12 protein-coding genes and 2 pseudogenes are annotated in these 14005 nt (G+C 57.6%); 10 read left to right on the top strand and 4 right to left on the bottom strand.

What is annotated here, in order from left to right; all coding sequences use genetic code 11:
- Window positions 1–71: 71 nt before the first annotated feature.
- From M3O59_RS16490 to M3O59_RS16500, 3 genes are all read right to left on the bottom strand, one after another.
- A complete protein-coding gene (locus tag M3O59_RS16490) occupies window positions 72–668 on the bottom strand; it encodes an LON peptidase substrate-binding domain-containing protein (protein ID WP_116906844.1) in 597 nt (198 codons plus the stop codon).
- Window positions 668–2035, bottom strand: a complete 1368-nt coding sequence (mpl, locus tag M3O59_RS16495) for a UDP-N-acetylmuramate:L-alanyl-gamma-D-glutamyl-meso-diaminopimelate ligase (protein WP_181920668.1) — start codon at window positions 2033–2035, stop codon at window positions 668–670. Before mpl ends, M3O59_RS16490 begins: the two co-directional genes overlap by 1 nt.
- Before the next feature lie 347 nt (window positions 2036–2382).
- Entirely contained in the window at window positions 2383–2946 is a 564-nt protein-coding gene (locus M3O59_RS16500) for an adenylate kinase (protein WP_116906842.1), read from the bottom strand.
- Window positions 2947–3104: 158 nt separating this feature from the next.
- Between M3O59_RS16500 and M3O59_RS16505 the strand changes: the two genes are divergently transcribed.
- The 10 genes and pseudogenes from M3O59_RS16505 to M3O59_RS16550 all read left to right on the top strand — a co-directional run bounded on the left by M3O59_RS16505 (window position 3105) and on the right by M3O59_RS16550 (window position 12805).
- Window positions 3105–4361, top strand: coding sequence for a 6-phosphofructokinase (locus M3O59_RS16505; protein ID WP_116906841.1), 1257 nt, complete (start codon window positions 3105–3107; stop codon window positions 4359–4361).
- A 573-nt stretch (window positions 4362–4934) separates the two neighbouring features.
- On the top strand, window positions 4935–5696 hold the full coding sequence (locus M3O59_RS16510; protein WP_116906840.1) for a hypothetical protein: 762 nt from the start codon (window positions 4935–4937) through the stop codon (window positions 5694–5696).
- 50 nt (window positions 5697–5746) lie between these two features.
- Window positions 5747–6877, top strand: coding sequence for a TrbL/VirB6 family protein (locus M3O59_RS16515; protein ID WP_249047101.1), 1131 nt, complete (start codon window positions 5747–5749; stop codon window positions 6875–6877).
- Window positions 6878–6929: 52 nt separating this feature from the next.
- Window positions 6930–7457, top strand: a complete 528-nt coding sequence (locus tag M3O59_RS16520; protein ID WP_181920690.1) for a DUF4189 domain-containing protein — start codon at window positions 6930–6932, stop codon at window positions 7455–7457.
- A gap of 31 nt (window positions 7458–7488) precedes the next feature.
- A pseudogene (locus M3O59_RS16525) lies at window positions 7489–8010 on the top strand (type IV secretion system protein); the annotation flags it as partial.
- Window positions 8011–8035: 25 nt separating this feature from the next.
- Entirely contained in the window at window positions 8036–8560 is a 525-nt protein-coding gene (locus M3O59_RS16530; RefSeq protein WP_116907002.1) for a DUF4189 domain-containing protein, read from the top strand.
- A 613-nt stretch (window positions 8561–9173) separates the two neighbouring features.
- Window positions 9174–9752, top strand: a complete 579-nt coding sequence (locus M3O59_RS16535; RefSeq protein WP_116907004.1) for a hypothetical protein — start codon at window positions 9174–9176, stop codon at window positions 9750–9752.
- On the top strand, window positions 9749–11095 hold the full coding sequence (locus tag M3O59_RS16540) for an alpha/beta hydrolase family protein (protein WP_116907001.1): 1347 nt from the start codon (window positions 9749–9751) through the stop codon (window positions 11093–11095). Before M3O59_RS16535 ends, M3O59_RS16540 begins: the two co-directional genes overlap by 4 nt.
- Before the next feature lie 92 nt (window positions 11096–11187).
- A pseudogene (locus tag M3O59_RS16545) lies at window positions 11188–12201 on the top strand (type IV secretion system protein); the annotation flags it as partial.
- A gap of 280 nt (window positions 12202–12481) precedes the next feature.
- Window positions 12482–12805, top strand: a complete 324-nt coding sequence (locus M3O59_RS16550; protein ID WP_249047102.1) for a DUF4189 domain-containing protein — start codon at window positions 12482–12484, stop codon at window positions 12803–12805.
- A 327-nt stretch (window positions 12806–13132) separates the two neighbouring features.
- On the opposite strand, the gene M3O59_RS16555 is transcribed toward M3O59_RS16550, so the two are convergent.
- A protein-coding gene (locus M3O59_RS16555; RefSeq protein WP_330462227.1) for an IS5 family transposase occupies window positions 13133–13896 on the bottom strand; the annotation gives its coding sequence in 2 pieces (ribosomal slippage) (window positions 13133–13581 and window positions 13581–13896; 765 coding nt in all).
- Window positions 13897–14005 lie beyond the last annotated feature (109 nt).

A 14005-nucleotide genomic window follows, 5' to 3' on the forward strand; every position in this document is an offset into this window, starting at 1 on the left:
TTCGCGGCCTCCGCACCCGATGCCCGGCGGCGCCTGCTGATTGGCCGCGTCAGGTTACTGGCCGCGCTCGCTCAGGGCATCCAGGCCAGCAACTGTTCCAGGCGCTGATGCGGGCTGTCCTGCTGCAACAACGACAAGCGTTGCTGCTCGGTCAACGGCAGCAGCTCGGCCAGCCGCCAGCCCACCCACGCAGACTGATCCAGCAGCCCTGGACCGACAGATGCGAATTCACCACCCACCTTTTCGAGCAAGCGCTCGAGCACGGTTGCCAGCAGGCTGTGCTCGGGCCGCAATTCGTCGTCGGGGTCCGGCTCGCACCAGCTCACCTCGCCTACCAACAACCCGTTGTCGCGGATGCGCGAGCGCTGCACATGAAAGCGACGCGTGCCACGCAGCCGCAGCACCAGCACGCCGTCGGCGCCGACATCGAAATCCTCGGTACGCACCTCGGTGCCGAACGCCGCCGGCGTTGCCGGTACGCCCACCTCGTTGCCATCCAGAATCAAACACACACCGAAGCTTGTACCGTTGCGCCCGCATTCGCGCACCAGATCCAGATAGCGGCGCTCGAACACGCGCAGCCCCATCGCCGCGCCCGGCAACAACACGCTGTGCAGCGGAAACAGCGGCAACGCGTTGGTGTCGGCAGTGTCGGAAATCGGCGCCATCACCACAGCTGCGCCAGGAAGCGACGCGGCGCACCGTCGAAGCCGCCGTTGGACATGAACACCACGTGGTCGCCCGGCTGCACGATCTCGCCCAGGGTCTGCAGCAATGCATCCACGTCCTGCGCCACGCGCGCATCGCCACGGACCTGCGCGATGATCGGCGCCGCATTCCAAGCCAGCTCCGGCCGATGCAGGAACACCACCGCATCGGCGTCCTGCAGCGACGGCGCCAGCGCATGCGCATGCGCGCCCAGCCGCATCGAATTGCTGCGCGGCTCCATCGCCACCACCACGCGCGCCGCGCCGACCTTCGCACGCAAGCCCTGCAGCGTGGTCGCGATGGCGGTGGGATGGTGCGCAAAGTCGTCATACACGGTGATCGCATGCGCGCTGCCGATGACTTCCAGCCGCCGCTTGACGCTTTGGAACTGCGCCAACGCCGGCATCACCGTTGCCGGATCCACACCCACCGCATGCACTGCCGCCAGCGCCGCCAACCCGTTGAGCACGTTATGCCGCCCGACCAGTGGCCACTGCACCTGGCCGATTTCCATACCACGGTGCAGCACCGCAAACGCGCTGCCATCGGCTGCAATCAGGCGCGCGCTCCAGTCAAACGCCGCATCTAACCCGAACCGCTGAACCGGCGTCCAGCAGCCCATCGCCAGCACCTCGGCCAGGTGCGTGTCTTCACCGTTGACGATCAGCCGCCCGCGCGCCGGCACCGTGCGCACCAGATGATGGAACTGGCGCTGGATCGCCGCCACGTCCGGGAAGATATCGGCGTGGTCGTATTCCAGGTTGTTGAGGATCGCCACCAGCGGCCGGTAGTGCACGAACTTGCTGCGCTTGTCGAAGAACGCGGTGTCGTACTCGTCGGCTTCCACCACGAATTCGCGCCCCTGGCCCAGCCGCGCCGACACGCCGAAATCTTCGGCCACCCCACCGATCAGGAAGCCCGGCGCACGCCCGGCCGCCTCCAGCAGGTAGCTCAGGATGGTGGTGGTGGTGGTCTTGCCATGGGTGCCGGCGACCGCCAGCGTGTCGCGACCCGGCAATACCCGCTCGGCCAGCCACTGCGCACCGGAGGTATAGCGGCGGCCGGCATCCAGCACGGCTTCCACCGCCGGATTGCCGCGCGACAGCGCATTGCCGATCACTACATCGGTGGCGTCCGGCGAGATGTTGGAGGGCGCGTACCCCTGTGCAAGCGCGATGCCCAGCGTTTCCAGCTGGGTGGACATCGGCGGATAGATGGCCTGGTCGCTACCTTCCACCTGCCAGCCCAGCTCACGCGCCAGAGCGGCAACACCGCCCATGAAGGTCCCGGCGATGCCGAGGATGTGGAGTTTGGTCATGCCGCACATTGTCGCCGATCGCCGGAGTTGCGGGACATTCCACCTGCCGCCAGCCCGGTTGTCAGGAAAATCCTACCGTACTGTCGGGAATTTCCCGATATGCGAACTGTGTCACATCCATCACTATGCTGAACGCCAGTCGCAGCACCCCTTTGGTCCTACTCCCCAAGAGGCCAAATCCCCAGGGAGTTCATGCTGTCGGGGCTCTGAGCAGGCCCATTACTGGCGTTATTCTGCCCCGGTCGTCTTGTACGCCCGGGGTTTTTCTTTTGGGCGAACCCATCGCGGGCGCCAATGGCAGCGCGGCAGACGCCGCGACTGCAAAGGACCGGGCCTTGCGCCCGGTCCGTGTTGACCTAGCGGCCGAGCGCCTTGCTGATGCGTTCCAGCACTTCGTCCAGCGAGCCCACGCCATCCACGCGCGCCAGCTTGCCGCGTTGCTCGTAGAAGCCGATCACCGGTGCGGTGGAATCGGTATAGACCTGCAGCCGCTTGCGTACCGATTCCGGGTTGTCGTCTTCGCGGCCTTCGGCCTTGGCACGCCCGGCGATGCGCTCGACCAGCAACTCGCTGGCCACGTCCAGCTGTACCACCGCATCCAGCGGCTGACCGATCTTGCTGAGCAATGCATCCAGCGCATTGGCCTGGGCCACGTTGCGCGGGTAGCCGTCCAGGATGAAACCCTTGGCCACATCGGCCTTGCCCAGGCGCGCTTCCAGCATGCCGAGCAGGATGTCATCGGAGACCAGATCGCCGCGTGCCATCACTTCCTTGGCCTTCAGACCCAGCGGCGAGCCGGCGGCCACTTCGGCGCGCAACAGGTCGCCGGTGGAAATGTGCGGGATCTCAAAGGTGTCTTTAAGACGTGTCGCCTGGGTGCCCTTGCCCGAACCGGGCGGTCCCAACAGAACCAATCGCATCAGTGGACTCCACTTTCGAATAAAAACGCGTTGCGGTTGGCGGCGTTAGACTCAAGCCTTCGCCGACGCCGACCGTATGGTCGTGCAGCTTACCGCATCCGGGGAATGTCCCGGCACTGTCCCCTGCGCCATGTTTCCATGTGAGGAGCCCGTCCCCTATGTCCACTGGCAACCTGTTGTATGCCCAATCCGGCGGCGTCACTGCCGTCATCAATGCCACCGCCGCCGGCGTCATCACCGAAGCGCGCGCGCGCAAGATCAAGGTATTGGCAGCCCGCAACGGCATCCTGGGCGCCCTGCGCGAGGAGCTGATCGATACCTCCAAGGAATCGGCCGCGGCCATTGCGGCACTGGCGCAGACGCCCGGCGGCGCCTTTGGCTCGTGCCGTTACAAGCTCAAATCGCTGGAAGAAGACGGCGCCAAGTACGAGCGCCTGCTGGACGTGCTGCGCGCGCACGACGTGCGCTGGTTCCTCTACAACGGCGGCAACGACTCGGCCGACACCGCCTGGAAGGTCTCGCAACTTGCCAAGGCCTACGGCTACCCGCTGCACTGCATCGGCGTGCCCAAGACCATCGACAACGACCTGGCGGTGACCGACACCTGCCCCGGCTTCGGCTCGGCCGCCAAGTACACCGCGGTGTCGGTGCGCGAGGCCGCACTGGATGTCGCCGCCATGGCCGACACCTCCACCAAGGTCTTCATCTATGAAGCGATGGGCCGCCACGCCGGCTGGCTTGCCGCCGCGGCAGGCCTGGCCGGGCAAGGCCCCGACGACGCACCGCAGATCATCCTGCTGCCCGAACGTGCCTACGACCAGGCCGCGTTCCTGGCCAAGGTGAAGCAGGTAGTGGAGAAGGTCGGCTGGTGCGTGGTGGTGGCCAGCGAAGGCATCCAGGACGCGCACGGCAAGTTCGTCGCCGACGCAGGCGGCGCAGCCGACTCGTTCGGTCACGCACAACTCGGCGGCGTCGCCGCGTTCCTGGCCGCACAGGTCAAACAGGAACTTGGCTACAAGGTGCACTGGACGCTGCCCGACTACCTGCAACGTTCCGCACGCCACCTCGCCTCCAAGACCGATTGGGAACAGGCGCAAGCCGTCGGCAAGGCCGCCGTGCAATACGCGCTCAAGGGCATGAATGCCGTCATCCCGGTGATCGAACGCGTCAGCGATGCCCCCTACCGCTGGAAGATCGTGCCCGCGCCCCTGCACAAGGTGGCCAACCACGAAAAGAAGATGCCGCCCAGCTTCCTACGCAAGGACGGCTTCGGCATCACCGAGAAGGCGCGCCGCTACTTCGCCCCGCTGATCAAGGGCGAAGCGCCGCTGGCCTACGGCAGCGATGGTCTGCCGAAGTATGTCAGCCTGAAAAATGTGGCGTTGGCGAGGAAGTTGCCTGCGTGGGAGGGCTGAACAGGAGCACGGCCGCAAGCCTGGGCGACTGCGACAGCACTGGCGCTTCAGCCGCGTAGGGATGTAACCCATTCCGGCTGCTGCATCCGGGGAATGCGGGTGCCGGACTGCCTTCTGGTTTCGGCTGACGCCGCGCCGCGCCCGCTGTTGATCGACCGTAACCGGGCCACTGGCCTGGCAAAGGAGAGTTGCTTGCAGGCAAATGCCGCGATCGCCCGTAGGGATTTCCTTACAAAAACTGATAAGACAAGCCAGGCCGCGCCGCGGCGACACTCATCCGAAAGGACCGCCTACCTCATTAGTAGAAATTTGGTTAAGTGTGTGCCACAGTTCGCACCAAACCTGCCTCATCGCGCATAAGGATCATGGCTTCAGCAGGCAATCCTCTTCCCACGTCCCCAGGCGGCAGTCCCTGTCGCAGGGTGCTGTGTGTTGAAGAAACGGCCTCACTCATTCGCGACGAGCCGATGATCTATAAAGCCAGTGCTGCCTGCTGACCAAGCGTGCAGCCTTCTTTCCCGCCGTCACTGTTCCCGCCACCCATCTATACCGAAAAGATCGACGAGACTCGCCATGACCGCACGTCCCCGCCGCCTCCGCCATCCGATTTCCTGCCTTGCCGCCGGCCTGCTGCTGACCATCGGGCTGTGTGCAGGGCCTGCCAACGCGCAAGTGGTCATCGTTAACCCGTCGGGGGAGACAAAGGATATCGCGGAATATGCGGAACAGGCCAAGCGATGGACCGACACTGCCAAGCAGTATCAACAACAGCTGCAGCATTATCAGCAGCAGCTCATCAAGTGGCAGCGTCTGCAGTTCAATGAGCCTGGACTGGAAAACAAATTTGTCACGCGCAAGTTGAATCATGGGCTAGACGCTTATTGTCCCGGAGCTTCCGGCATTGCCGGTCTTCTTGAAAAAATGATGCCGATTTCACTGGATTCGCTTACTGGCAACAATTTGCAGAAAACGCAAAACGAAATTTGCAAGCAAATTGTGGTAGCACAAAACTCGCAATACAACGAGGCGATTTTGATGATCCAGCGCCTGGTGGAACGTTCCAGAGACTTCGAACGTGTGCAACGCCAGCGCGATAAGGTGGGAGACAAGGAGGGTGCGCTCGCTGCGAACGACAACGAAATTCGGCGTTATGCGGCACGCAACGCGATGGAGCTCACCCACTGGGAAGCCAGGATGAAGGCCTATGACATCTACATCGCAGGCCTCAAGGATGACCAGAGCCTGCTGGCCAAGCGCGCGCTGGAGGGTGACAAGAGCGACATCCTCGGGCAGGTCATCCAGGCAGCTGCGTTAAAGATTGCGCTGTCCAAGTAAATGAATTAGCAGGCAACCAAAGCCTCATCACGGTACATAGGCAGACAGCAATGGACGTTTTTTTTCAGGGCGGGATGAACTGGTTGCAGCCGCTGGCGGACGCCAACCTTGGCGACTTCGTTTTCTTCAAACTGGTCAGCGATTATTTCAACCAGGAAATCCAGACCTTCGGCCTCGATTTGATGAAGGAGACCATGAAGTGGGTCAGCACCATCGCACTGACGGTAACCACGCTGTGGGTGCTGATTCTTGGCTATCGCATCGCCACCGGGCAATCGCGCGAGAGCGCGATGGCCACCATGATCAAGGCGGCCAAGGTCGCCATCATCATCAGCGTGGCGTCGGCGGTCGGGGCCAATGGAGCCATGCTGCACCAGACCATGACCCAAAACCTGGACAAGGAAATCCACGGTCTGTTCACCGGTGACGACGACAGCACCGCTGAGGATGCCATCGACGATAACCTGGCCTACACCCAGCTTGCCTTGGCGGCGCTGGATGCCGTACGGGTGGATGCCAGCGAGCCGGAGATGCTGGAGAAAAAAGGCAGGGCCGTGATGCTGGCAGGCTTCGGCACCGCCAGCCCACCGATGGCCGCCGGCGCGATGTTGTTGCTGTTCAAGTTCACCATGGCCTTCTTGATCGGCATCGGGCCCATCTTCATCCTGGCACTGGTCTTCGACCAGACCAAGGACCTGTTCAAGAAATGGCTGTTCTACGTCATCGGCACCTTGTTTTCGATGTCGATGCTGTCGGTGGTCACGGCCATGGTGCTCAAGTTCACCGCCAAGGTGGCCGCCGCCTATTGGGCGGTCAAGTTCATTAAATTCGGCGATGCCGAAGGCTTGTCTAGCCAGGCCCTGCAGCAAGGCGGTATCGGACTGATCATGACGATGCTCATCATCACCGTACCCACCATCGCCGCCGCGCTATGGCAGGGCAATATGGGCACGTTCATGGCTTACTCGGCGTTTGGGACTGCAGCTAGCCCAGGACCACAGGGGCAGCCGGCTGGTTCTTACATGCCAGCTCAGGTTGCTAAAGGCGACCGACAGCAACAAGCTATAGCTGAAAACCCTGCAAACCAAACAACCAGAATTACAGGCGAGATGCCGGCCCAAGCATACTTACCGACCGGCTCGCGCGGGCAAGCGGGACGGGGTGGTGATCAGAGTGTTTAATCATCACGCCATGAATCTAGTTACTCATCGCATATCTAGAGGCGGCACAGTTATGAGGACCCTCCTTCTATTAGGCTTTCTGATTTTATTTTTTCCCGTAATTTCCTGGGCGCAGGGCTGCCCAGTTGGACAGTATCAAATCGGTGGTCAAGGGGCCGTTGCGTGTGCGCCTATTCCACAAGGAAATGAAATCCAGCATGAGCCACGTCCCAGCGGAAAATGGATCAAAACCTGGGGGGCAATAGCCAACGATAATAATAGCAATTATGGCGTATCCACCGGAAAAGTTAAAAAAACAGAAGCTGAGAAAGTTGCAATAGAAAAATGCAAGCAGACAAGCGATAGAGAAAAAGACTGCCACGTTGTTTATGTTTATGAAAATCGTTGTGCAGCAATGTCTCAGCCTGTCCAGACAGGATCTGTTAAGCAAACCGGAAATGTGAGGGTTGTTTTCTCTGCCGGCCCGTCAGTAGCTTCTGCCAGCAAAGATGCAATCTCGTATTGCGTAAAGGAAAATCCAGGAAGTGAATGCAGCGTTGTATATCAGCAATGCTCAGAGCCAATCTTCAAAGCCTATTGACACTTAGCGCGGGAAATTTGCATTCAACCGTCTGGCGCTGGTCTTCGACCAGACCAAGGACCTGTTCGAGAAATGGCTCTTCTACATCATCGGCACGCTGTTCTCGATGGCCATGTTGTCGGTGGTCACGGCCATGGTGCTCTAGTTCACCGCCAAGGTGGCCGCCGCCTATTGGGCGGTCAAGTTCATTAAATTCGGCGATGCCGAAGGCCTCTCCAGCCAGGCCCTGCAGCAAGGCGGTATCGGACTGATCATGACGATGCTCATCATCACCGTACCCACCATCGCCGCCGCGCTATGGCAGGGCAATATGGGCACGTTCCTGTCGTACACTGCGTTCAATAGTGCGGCATCACCAGGCCCCCAGGGCCAGCCGGCTGGGTCGTATATGCCGCAGCAAATCGGCAGAAACTCCAATCAAATTAGTGATCGTGATTCCGTAGCAGCCCCGCAACAACAGGGACGCGCCATTGGATATGCAACAAGTCCGGAACCGATACAAGTTGCAGGCTCGCGAGGTAATGCCATCAGAAATGATGGAAGTAATAGCTGAATGCGACCAAACATGCGTGAAAATCATGGATAAAAGAATTTTTAAAATTTTATTAATTTTACTCTTGACCCCTGGACTACCTGCATTAGCTGAGCAAGGATGTCCTCCGGGACAATATCCAATTGGCGGGCAGGGTGTAGCTGCATGTGCACCGATTCCGCAGGGAAGCTCCGGCCAGCAAGAATCTCGACCACTCGGCAAGTGGATTAAAACCTGGGGGGCGATATCTCTCGACAAGTCCAGTGTGGGAGCTCTCGGTGTGTCAACTGGGAAGCTTTCTAAATCTGAAGCGGAACAGGATGCGATAGCGGGCTGTGTAAAGGCTGGTGGGAAAGAGTGCCAGAAATGGAATTCTTATAAAAATCAGTGCGCGGCTGTGGCCGAACCCTATCAGAATGGCCGCTCATCAGCAGGGACCATCCACTTCAGGACAGGAGCGTCGCCGGAAAAAATAAAGATCGAGGTTGAAAAAAATTGTTCTGCGGAAAATAAAACTCAATGCAGAGTTATATATGAAGCTTGCTCAGAGCCAATTTTTGAAAGTTATTAACACCCTTTTTCAAAAAAATTATTTATAAGCAAAGTTACACTGAGCCTTATGAGATAGCCTCAATACCAACAGCTCTTTTCATGTGTGCAACCGTCGCCAGTGCTCAGCTCGGGCAGGAGTATGTAATTATAAAGTGACCAACACTGCAATACATCCCTGTCACATTCTGGACGTCGGTTATGCTAATTGCTTGCTTTCCCTCGATCCTGCACCAAGGGCCTTCAAGCCCACCAATCTCTATCGCTTAAATAGAGCATAAGCTGACATTTGCAAGTGTCTGCCCTATTGCCTTTCGGTACGGCAGCGCGAAAATTCCAACCGCATCAAATTTGTGACTGATGCATCAATGGCTTTATCACTTTCCAAAGCATTGCCAGTTCACCTTTAGCGCTTTGATCGACGGATTGGCTCCTAGCTTCGCGGGTCCTACGAGTTTACGTTGCCACACCGGTGTGATGTTAGGGATAGCGCGGATTACCCCGAATACGGGAAAAACTACACATCTTCTATCGCGCAATGCGCGCATGCAGCAGAAGTATCTCCAATGATTTCCAAGATTGTCGGCCGTTTCGCTTTCCTCCTAATGCTATTTATCCTTGCAGGATGCAAACCCATGACTACCTCGCCCTCGAAAGTTGACGCGACGACCAGCGATCCGGTCTACCAAAAGAATCCGCATCCCAGCCAGGCGTATCGCATCACCATGACCATCGAGGATGCGCCGGGTTCATTTGGTGCTGTAGCTGGTACTGCGTTCTACGACATGACCAACCGCGATGACTGTGCGCCGTTCGATGCTGCACTGGGGATGTCAACAAAGCGCAAGGAAGACGCGATCCCAATTGACTTCCAAAAGATCAATGACACCACCTACGTGGCAACGATCCATACAGATGGCATGGCCGAAGTCGATTACTATGACAAAGGCGTCTGCCATTGGGAGTTTGGCGGCGTAGGAGTTTCGCTGAAAGCTACCGGTAAACATGAGGAAACAGAGTTCCTACCAAGTTTAGACGGTAAGCAACTGGCGACATTGACTCCAGAAACCAAATACTTTTGGAAGTCTCGTTACCCGAAGTCTGAGATGGCGGCGTTCCCTGACATGGGCCAGCCAAAGGCTGAAAATTTTAACGAGGATGCCCGAAACAATTTGTTCAAGGTTACGCTGGCCGCGGAGAAGATAGCCCCATGAGCCTGACTAGCCAGCAATATGCAGCGCTTTCACGCGATGTCTACGACGAACCAGAACGGACAGGACCAAGAAGTCCGACTGTTGATATCGGCGGAGTGTCTTACCGACGTCTCAAGTATGTTGACAGCCCTTCTGGCTATCAGGGCATCGTCTATCAACGCACCGATACCCAGGAGATCATCGTTGCCCATCGCGGCACAGAGACCGAGCGGCAGTTCAAAGAAGATGGCCTTTATACCGATGGCGGCATGGTGTCATTGCGCCACAACAATCAAGCCGCCGAAGCGATCGAGCTGACCAAATATGCGTTGAACTATGGCCACGATTTAGGCAACGGCGGTAAGCCTCCTCAGGTCACCATCACCGGCCACTCCCTCGGCGGCAATCTGGCCCAGGTCAGTGCACACCACTACGGCCTCAAAGGCGAGACCTTCAATGCCTATGGCGCAGTCAGCCTGGACCGGCGCATTCCCGAGGGTGGCTCGGATGTCATTAACCACGTAATGGCCGGCGATGCCGTTAGCGCTGCCAGCAAGCATTACGGCCAGGTCAGGATCTACGCTGCGCCACAGGAAATCACGGCTCTGCAAAAGGCCGGTTATGCCAATGACCACAGCCTGTTGGATGACCGCAATCCGGCGGTCGCCAAACCGCTTGGCGACTCGCACCGCATGCATAACTTTCTGCCGGTCGATGCAAACGGCAAACCGGATCGCTCTGTGCTGGAAGATCCCGAATCACAACAGCTGGCCCAGCATTACGCGCCGATGATCGACAAGTATCGCGACGATGTGGCGCTCTTGCGCGGTAGCTTGACCTTGGCATCGCGCAGCGCCCAATCGATGAACGTACCCGATGCCATCAATCACCTGCGCGGTACCCTCGCCCCTGGTGCCGGCGCGGCCGAGATGGCAGCTGAGCGCTGGAAGGAAACGCAGCAGCGCATGGAGCGCGAAGACAAGCCGGTCTATGTGGGCCCTGGCTGGAAGCTGCCGCTGGGCAATGCTTCCGAGCGCTGCATAGATCCGAGCGCGGCGACCATGCCCAATGATCCGTTGTACCGCTCCATCCACAGCAAGTTGCCGCAGGGCACCTCCGATGCCTTGGCCATGTATGCCACCGTGGAAGCAAAGCGCGCCGGCATCGTTAACGTCGACCAGCTGCGTAGCGTCACCGTGCAAGACGGCAACGCCTGGATCGTCGGCAACACGCCGGGCTTCCGCGCCAAAGTCGATCTGGCGGCGGAAGTACCACCCATGCAAGAAAGTTTGCGCCAATCGCAGGCTTTGGATACGCAGCGATCGCAGGAGATTTCCCAGCCCTCGCCTGCGCGTGTACTCTGAGAACTATTGCCCTTGCAGCAGAGCGTACGATGCGTATGCAAGTAATTATTGCATGTCCCAGATTTGATCCCTGCGCCAGATCTGAGATAGGCGGCTTGGATTTGATGGGCCGTGCCATGAGTTGGGTCAGCACCATCGCACTGACGGTAACCACGCTGTGGGTGCTGATTCTTGGCTATCGCATCGCCACCGGGCAATCGCGCGAGAGCGCGATGGCCACCATGATCAAGGCGGCCAAGGTCGCCATCATCATCAGCGTGGCGTCGGCGGTCGGGGCCAATGGAGCCATGCTGCACCAGACCATGACCCAAAACCTGGACAAGGAAATCCACGGTCTGTTCACCGGTGACGACGACAGCACCGCTGAGGATGCCATCGACGATAACCTGGCCTACACCCAGCTTGCCTTGGCGGCGCTGGATGCCGTACGGGTGGATGCCAGCGAGCCGGAGATGCTGGAGAAAAAAGGCAGGGCCGTGATGCTGGCAGGCTTCGGCACCGCCAGCCCACCGATGGCCGCCGGCGCGATGTTGTTGCTGTTCAAGTTCACCATGGCCTTCCTGATCGGCATCGGGCCCATCTTCATCCTGGCACTGGTCTTCGACCAGACCAAGGACCTGTTCAAGAAGTGGCTGTTCTACCTCATCGGCACCTTGTTCTCGATGGCTATGCTGTCGGTGGTCACGGCCATGGTGCTCAAGTTCACCGCCAAGGTGGCCGCCGCCTATTGGGCGGTCAAGTTCATTAAATTCGGCGATGCCGAAGGCTTGTCCAGCCAGGCCCTGCAGCAAGGCGGTATCGGACTGATCATGACGATGCTCATCATCACCGTACCCACCATCGCCGCCGCGCTATGGCAGGGCAATATGGGCACGTTCCTGTCGTACACTGCGTTCAATAGTGCGGCATCACCAGGCCCCCAGGGCCAGCCGGCTGGGTCGTACTCAGCTCCCGCGAAAAATTCTGAGACTTCTCGCAGCTCCGAAAATCTGGGTACATTGAATAATGGCGGAGCTTCCACTGGATATTCTCAGCCCCCAGTTCAACAGAATCCTGGAAGCCGTGGCTTAGCAAGTCAAAGCAGTAACGACCGCCTATCTTCATAACATCTTCATTCATCCAGTACTAAATTCCGACTCTAAAATAGGTCGAAAAACTAGTAACCATGAAAATTTTAACAAAGCCCCATTTTGCATTTGCATTATATTTTTTAATTATATATTCACCAAATGTACTTGCTGAAGGCAGCTGCCCGCCAGGCCAATATCCCATAGGTGGCAAGGGGTAGCCGCCTGCGCTCCAATTCCGCAAGGCAGTTCCAGCTCGCAGCAGAGCTACCCAGGCGGAAAATGGGTTAAAACTTGGGGCGCGGTAGCGGTTGGAACAATCAGTAACACCCCTTATTACGGGGTTCCGACTGGGAGAAAATCAAAATCAGATGCAACCAAGGATGCGCTAAACCTTTGCGCCAAAAAGGGACCCACCAACTGCAAGGTAACATTAACTTATTTTAATCAATGCGCAGCCATAGCTGAGCCACAAAATGCATTAGGCGAGGTTGACATGAAAGGAAATGTGATAACCGTTGGAAAGGCATCACTAGACGAAGCTAGGCAATATGCAATAGAAGAGTGTCAGAAAGATAATAATACCCCTCAATGTAAAGTTATATATAACAAGTGTTCAGAACCTTTCTTTAAGGAGTTCTGATTTTAACGAACTTTGGGCAACTCTAAAGCTTTAGATAAATACAAAAGAGGGCACGCCACAAAAAATCATTACCTTCATTTTAGATTTTTTAAGCATATTGACCACACAGTCTTCAGCACATATGGGTGAGTCATGATGAAGCCACTCACTGTATTAAAACAACAATCTCTTCACCTTCTGTGCGCTGAGCGCCACTATCAATTGCAGCCCTTTGTCGATCCAGGCACAGGCACGTGTACAGTCATTAATCGCATCGTTTCAATAAGCATGCGCTCAGATCTTTGCACGCGTCGCACAATATTTTATCAGCACGCTAGCTAGGGCCTGTTAACACATCCGAAGTCCATCAACGACAAGGATGAAGCTTAAGAATCCGAGGAACATGACATCCAGCTTTTCGAAGCGCGAGAAAATCCGGCGGTAGCCCTTCAAGCGACGAAACAGCCTCTCCACTTCGTTGCGCCGCTTGTACATTTCTCGGTCGTACTCCCAGGGCTCGACCCGATTGGCTTTTGGCGGAACCACCGGGACGTAGCCAAGATCAAGCGCTAGTTGGCGCGTCTCATTGCCTTCGTAAGCACGATCCATCAACAAATGAATCGGTCGCTCCACAGGCCCAAGGTGTTCAAGCAACGTGCGGCCCGCAGGTGCGTCATGGGCGTTGCCAGGCGTCAATCCGAACGTGATCGCTGTTCGAGCATCTGCGGCAACCATATGAATCTTGGTATTCCATCCGCCGCGCGATTTACCGATGGATTGTGGGCCGTTTTTTTTAACGCACCAGTCCCATCCGGATGCACCTTGATGCTGGTAGAGTCCAGCGAGACCGCCTCGATTTTGATGCGCACGATGTGGGACTTCTGCAGTTCAGCAAACATCCGGTCCAGCACACCTGCCTTGGCCCAACGGTTCATGCGTGTGTACACCGTGTGCCAATTGCCAAAGCGCTTGGGCAGGCCGCGCCATTTGCAGCCATGCTCGGCAACATAAAGGATGGCATTGACCACTTGCAGGTTGGTCATGCCGACATTGCCGCGCTGCCTCGGCAGACACTGTTCGATGAGAGAAAATTGTGCGGGTGTGATTTCCATGCGCAATAGTTTAACCGCTCAGATCATTAGTGTTAACAGGCTCTAGAATAGCCCAACTAGCAATTGTTGCACAGTACTTGGTGACTGACACATATATGACTTTACTGCT

Source organism: Xanthomonas nasturtii (genome assembly GCF_023337365.3).
GTDB lineage: Bacteria > Pseudomonadota > Gammaproteobacteria > Xanthomonadales > Xanthomonadaceae > Xanthomonas > Xanthomonas nasturtii.

Excerpts from the sequence above, each read along its gene's own strand:
- M3O59_RS16510 (WP_116906840.1), top strand. The coding sequence starts at position 4,935 with ATGACCGCACGTCCCCGCCGCCTCCGCCATCCGATTTCCTGCCTTGCC.
- M3O59_RS16540 (WP_116907001.1), top strand. The coding sequence starts at position 9,749 with ATGAGCCTGACTAGCCAGCAATATGCAGCGCTTTCACGCGATGTCTAC.
- M3O59_RS16500 (WP_116906842.1), bottom strand. The coding sequence starts at position 2,946 with ATGCGATTGGTTCTGTTGGGACCGCCCGGTTCGGGCAAGGGCACCCAG.
- M3O59_RS16505 (WP_116906841.1), top strand. The coding sequence starts at position 3,105 with ATGTCCACTGGCAACCTGTTGTATGCCCAATCCGGCGGCGTCACTGCC.
- M3O59_RS16520 (WP_181920690.1), top strand. The coding sequence starts at position 6,930 with ATGAGGACCCTCCTTCTATTAGGCTTTCTGATTTTATTTTTTCCCGTA.
- M3O59_RS16535 (WP_116907004.1), top strand. The coding sequence starts at position 9,174 with ATGACTACCTCGCCCTCGAAAGTTGACGCGACGACCAGCGATCCGGTC.
- mpl (WP_181920668.1), bottom strand. The coding sequence starts at position 2,035 with ATGTGCGGCATGACCAAACTCCACATCCTCGGCATCGCCGGGACCTTC.
- M3O59_RS16490 (WP_116906844.1), bottom strand. The coding sequence starts at position 668 with ATGGCGCCGATTTCCGACACTGCCGACACCAACGCGTTGCCGCTGTTT.
- M3O59_RS16530 (WP_116907002.1), top strand. The coding sequence starts at position 8,036 with ATGGATAAAAGAATTTTTAAAATTTTATTAATTTTACTCTTGACCCCT.
- M3O59_RS16515 (WP_249047101.1), top strand. The coding sequence starts at position 5,747 with ATGGACGTTTTTTTTCAGGGCGGGATGAACTGGTTGCAGCCGCTGGCG.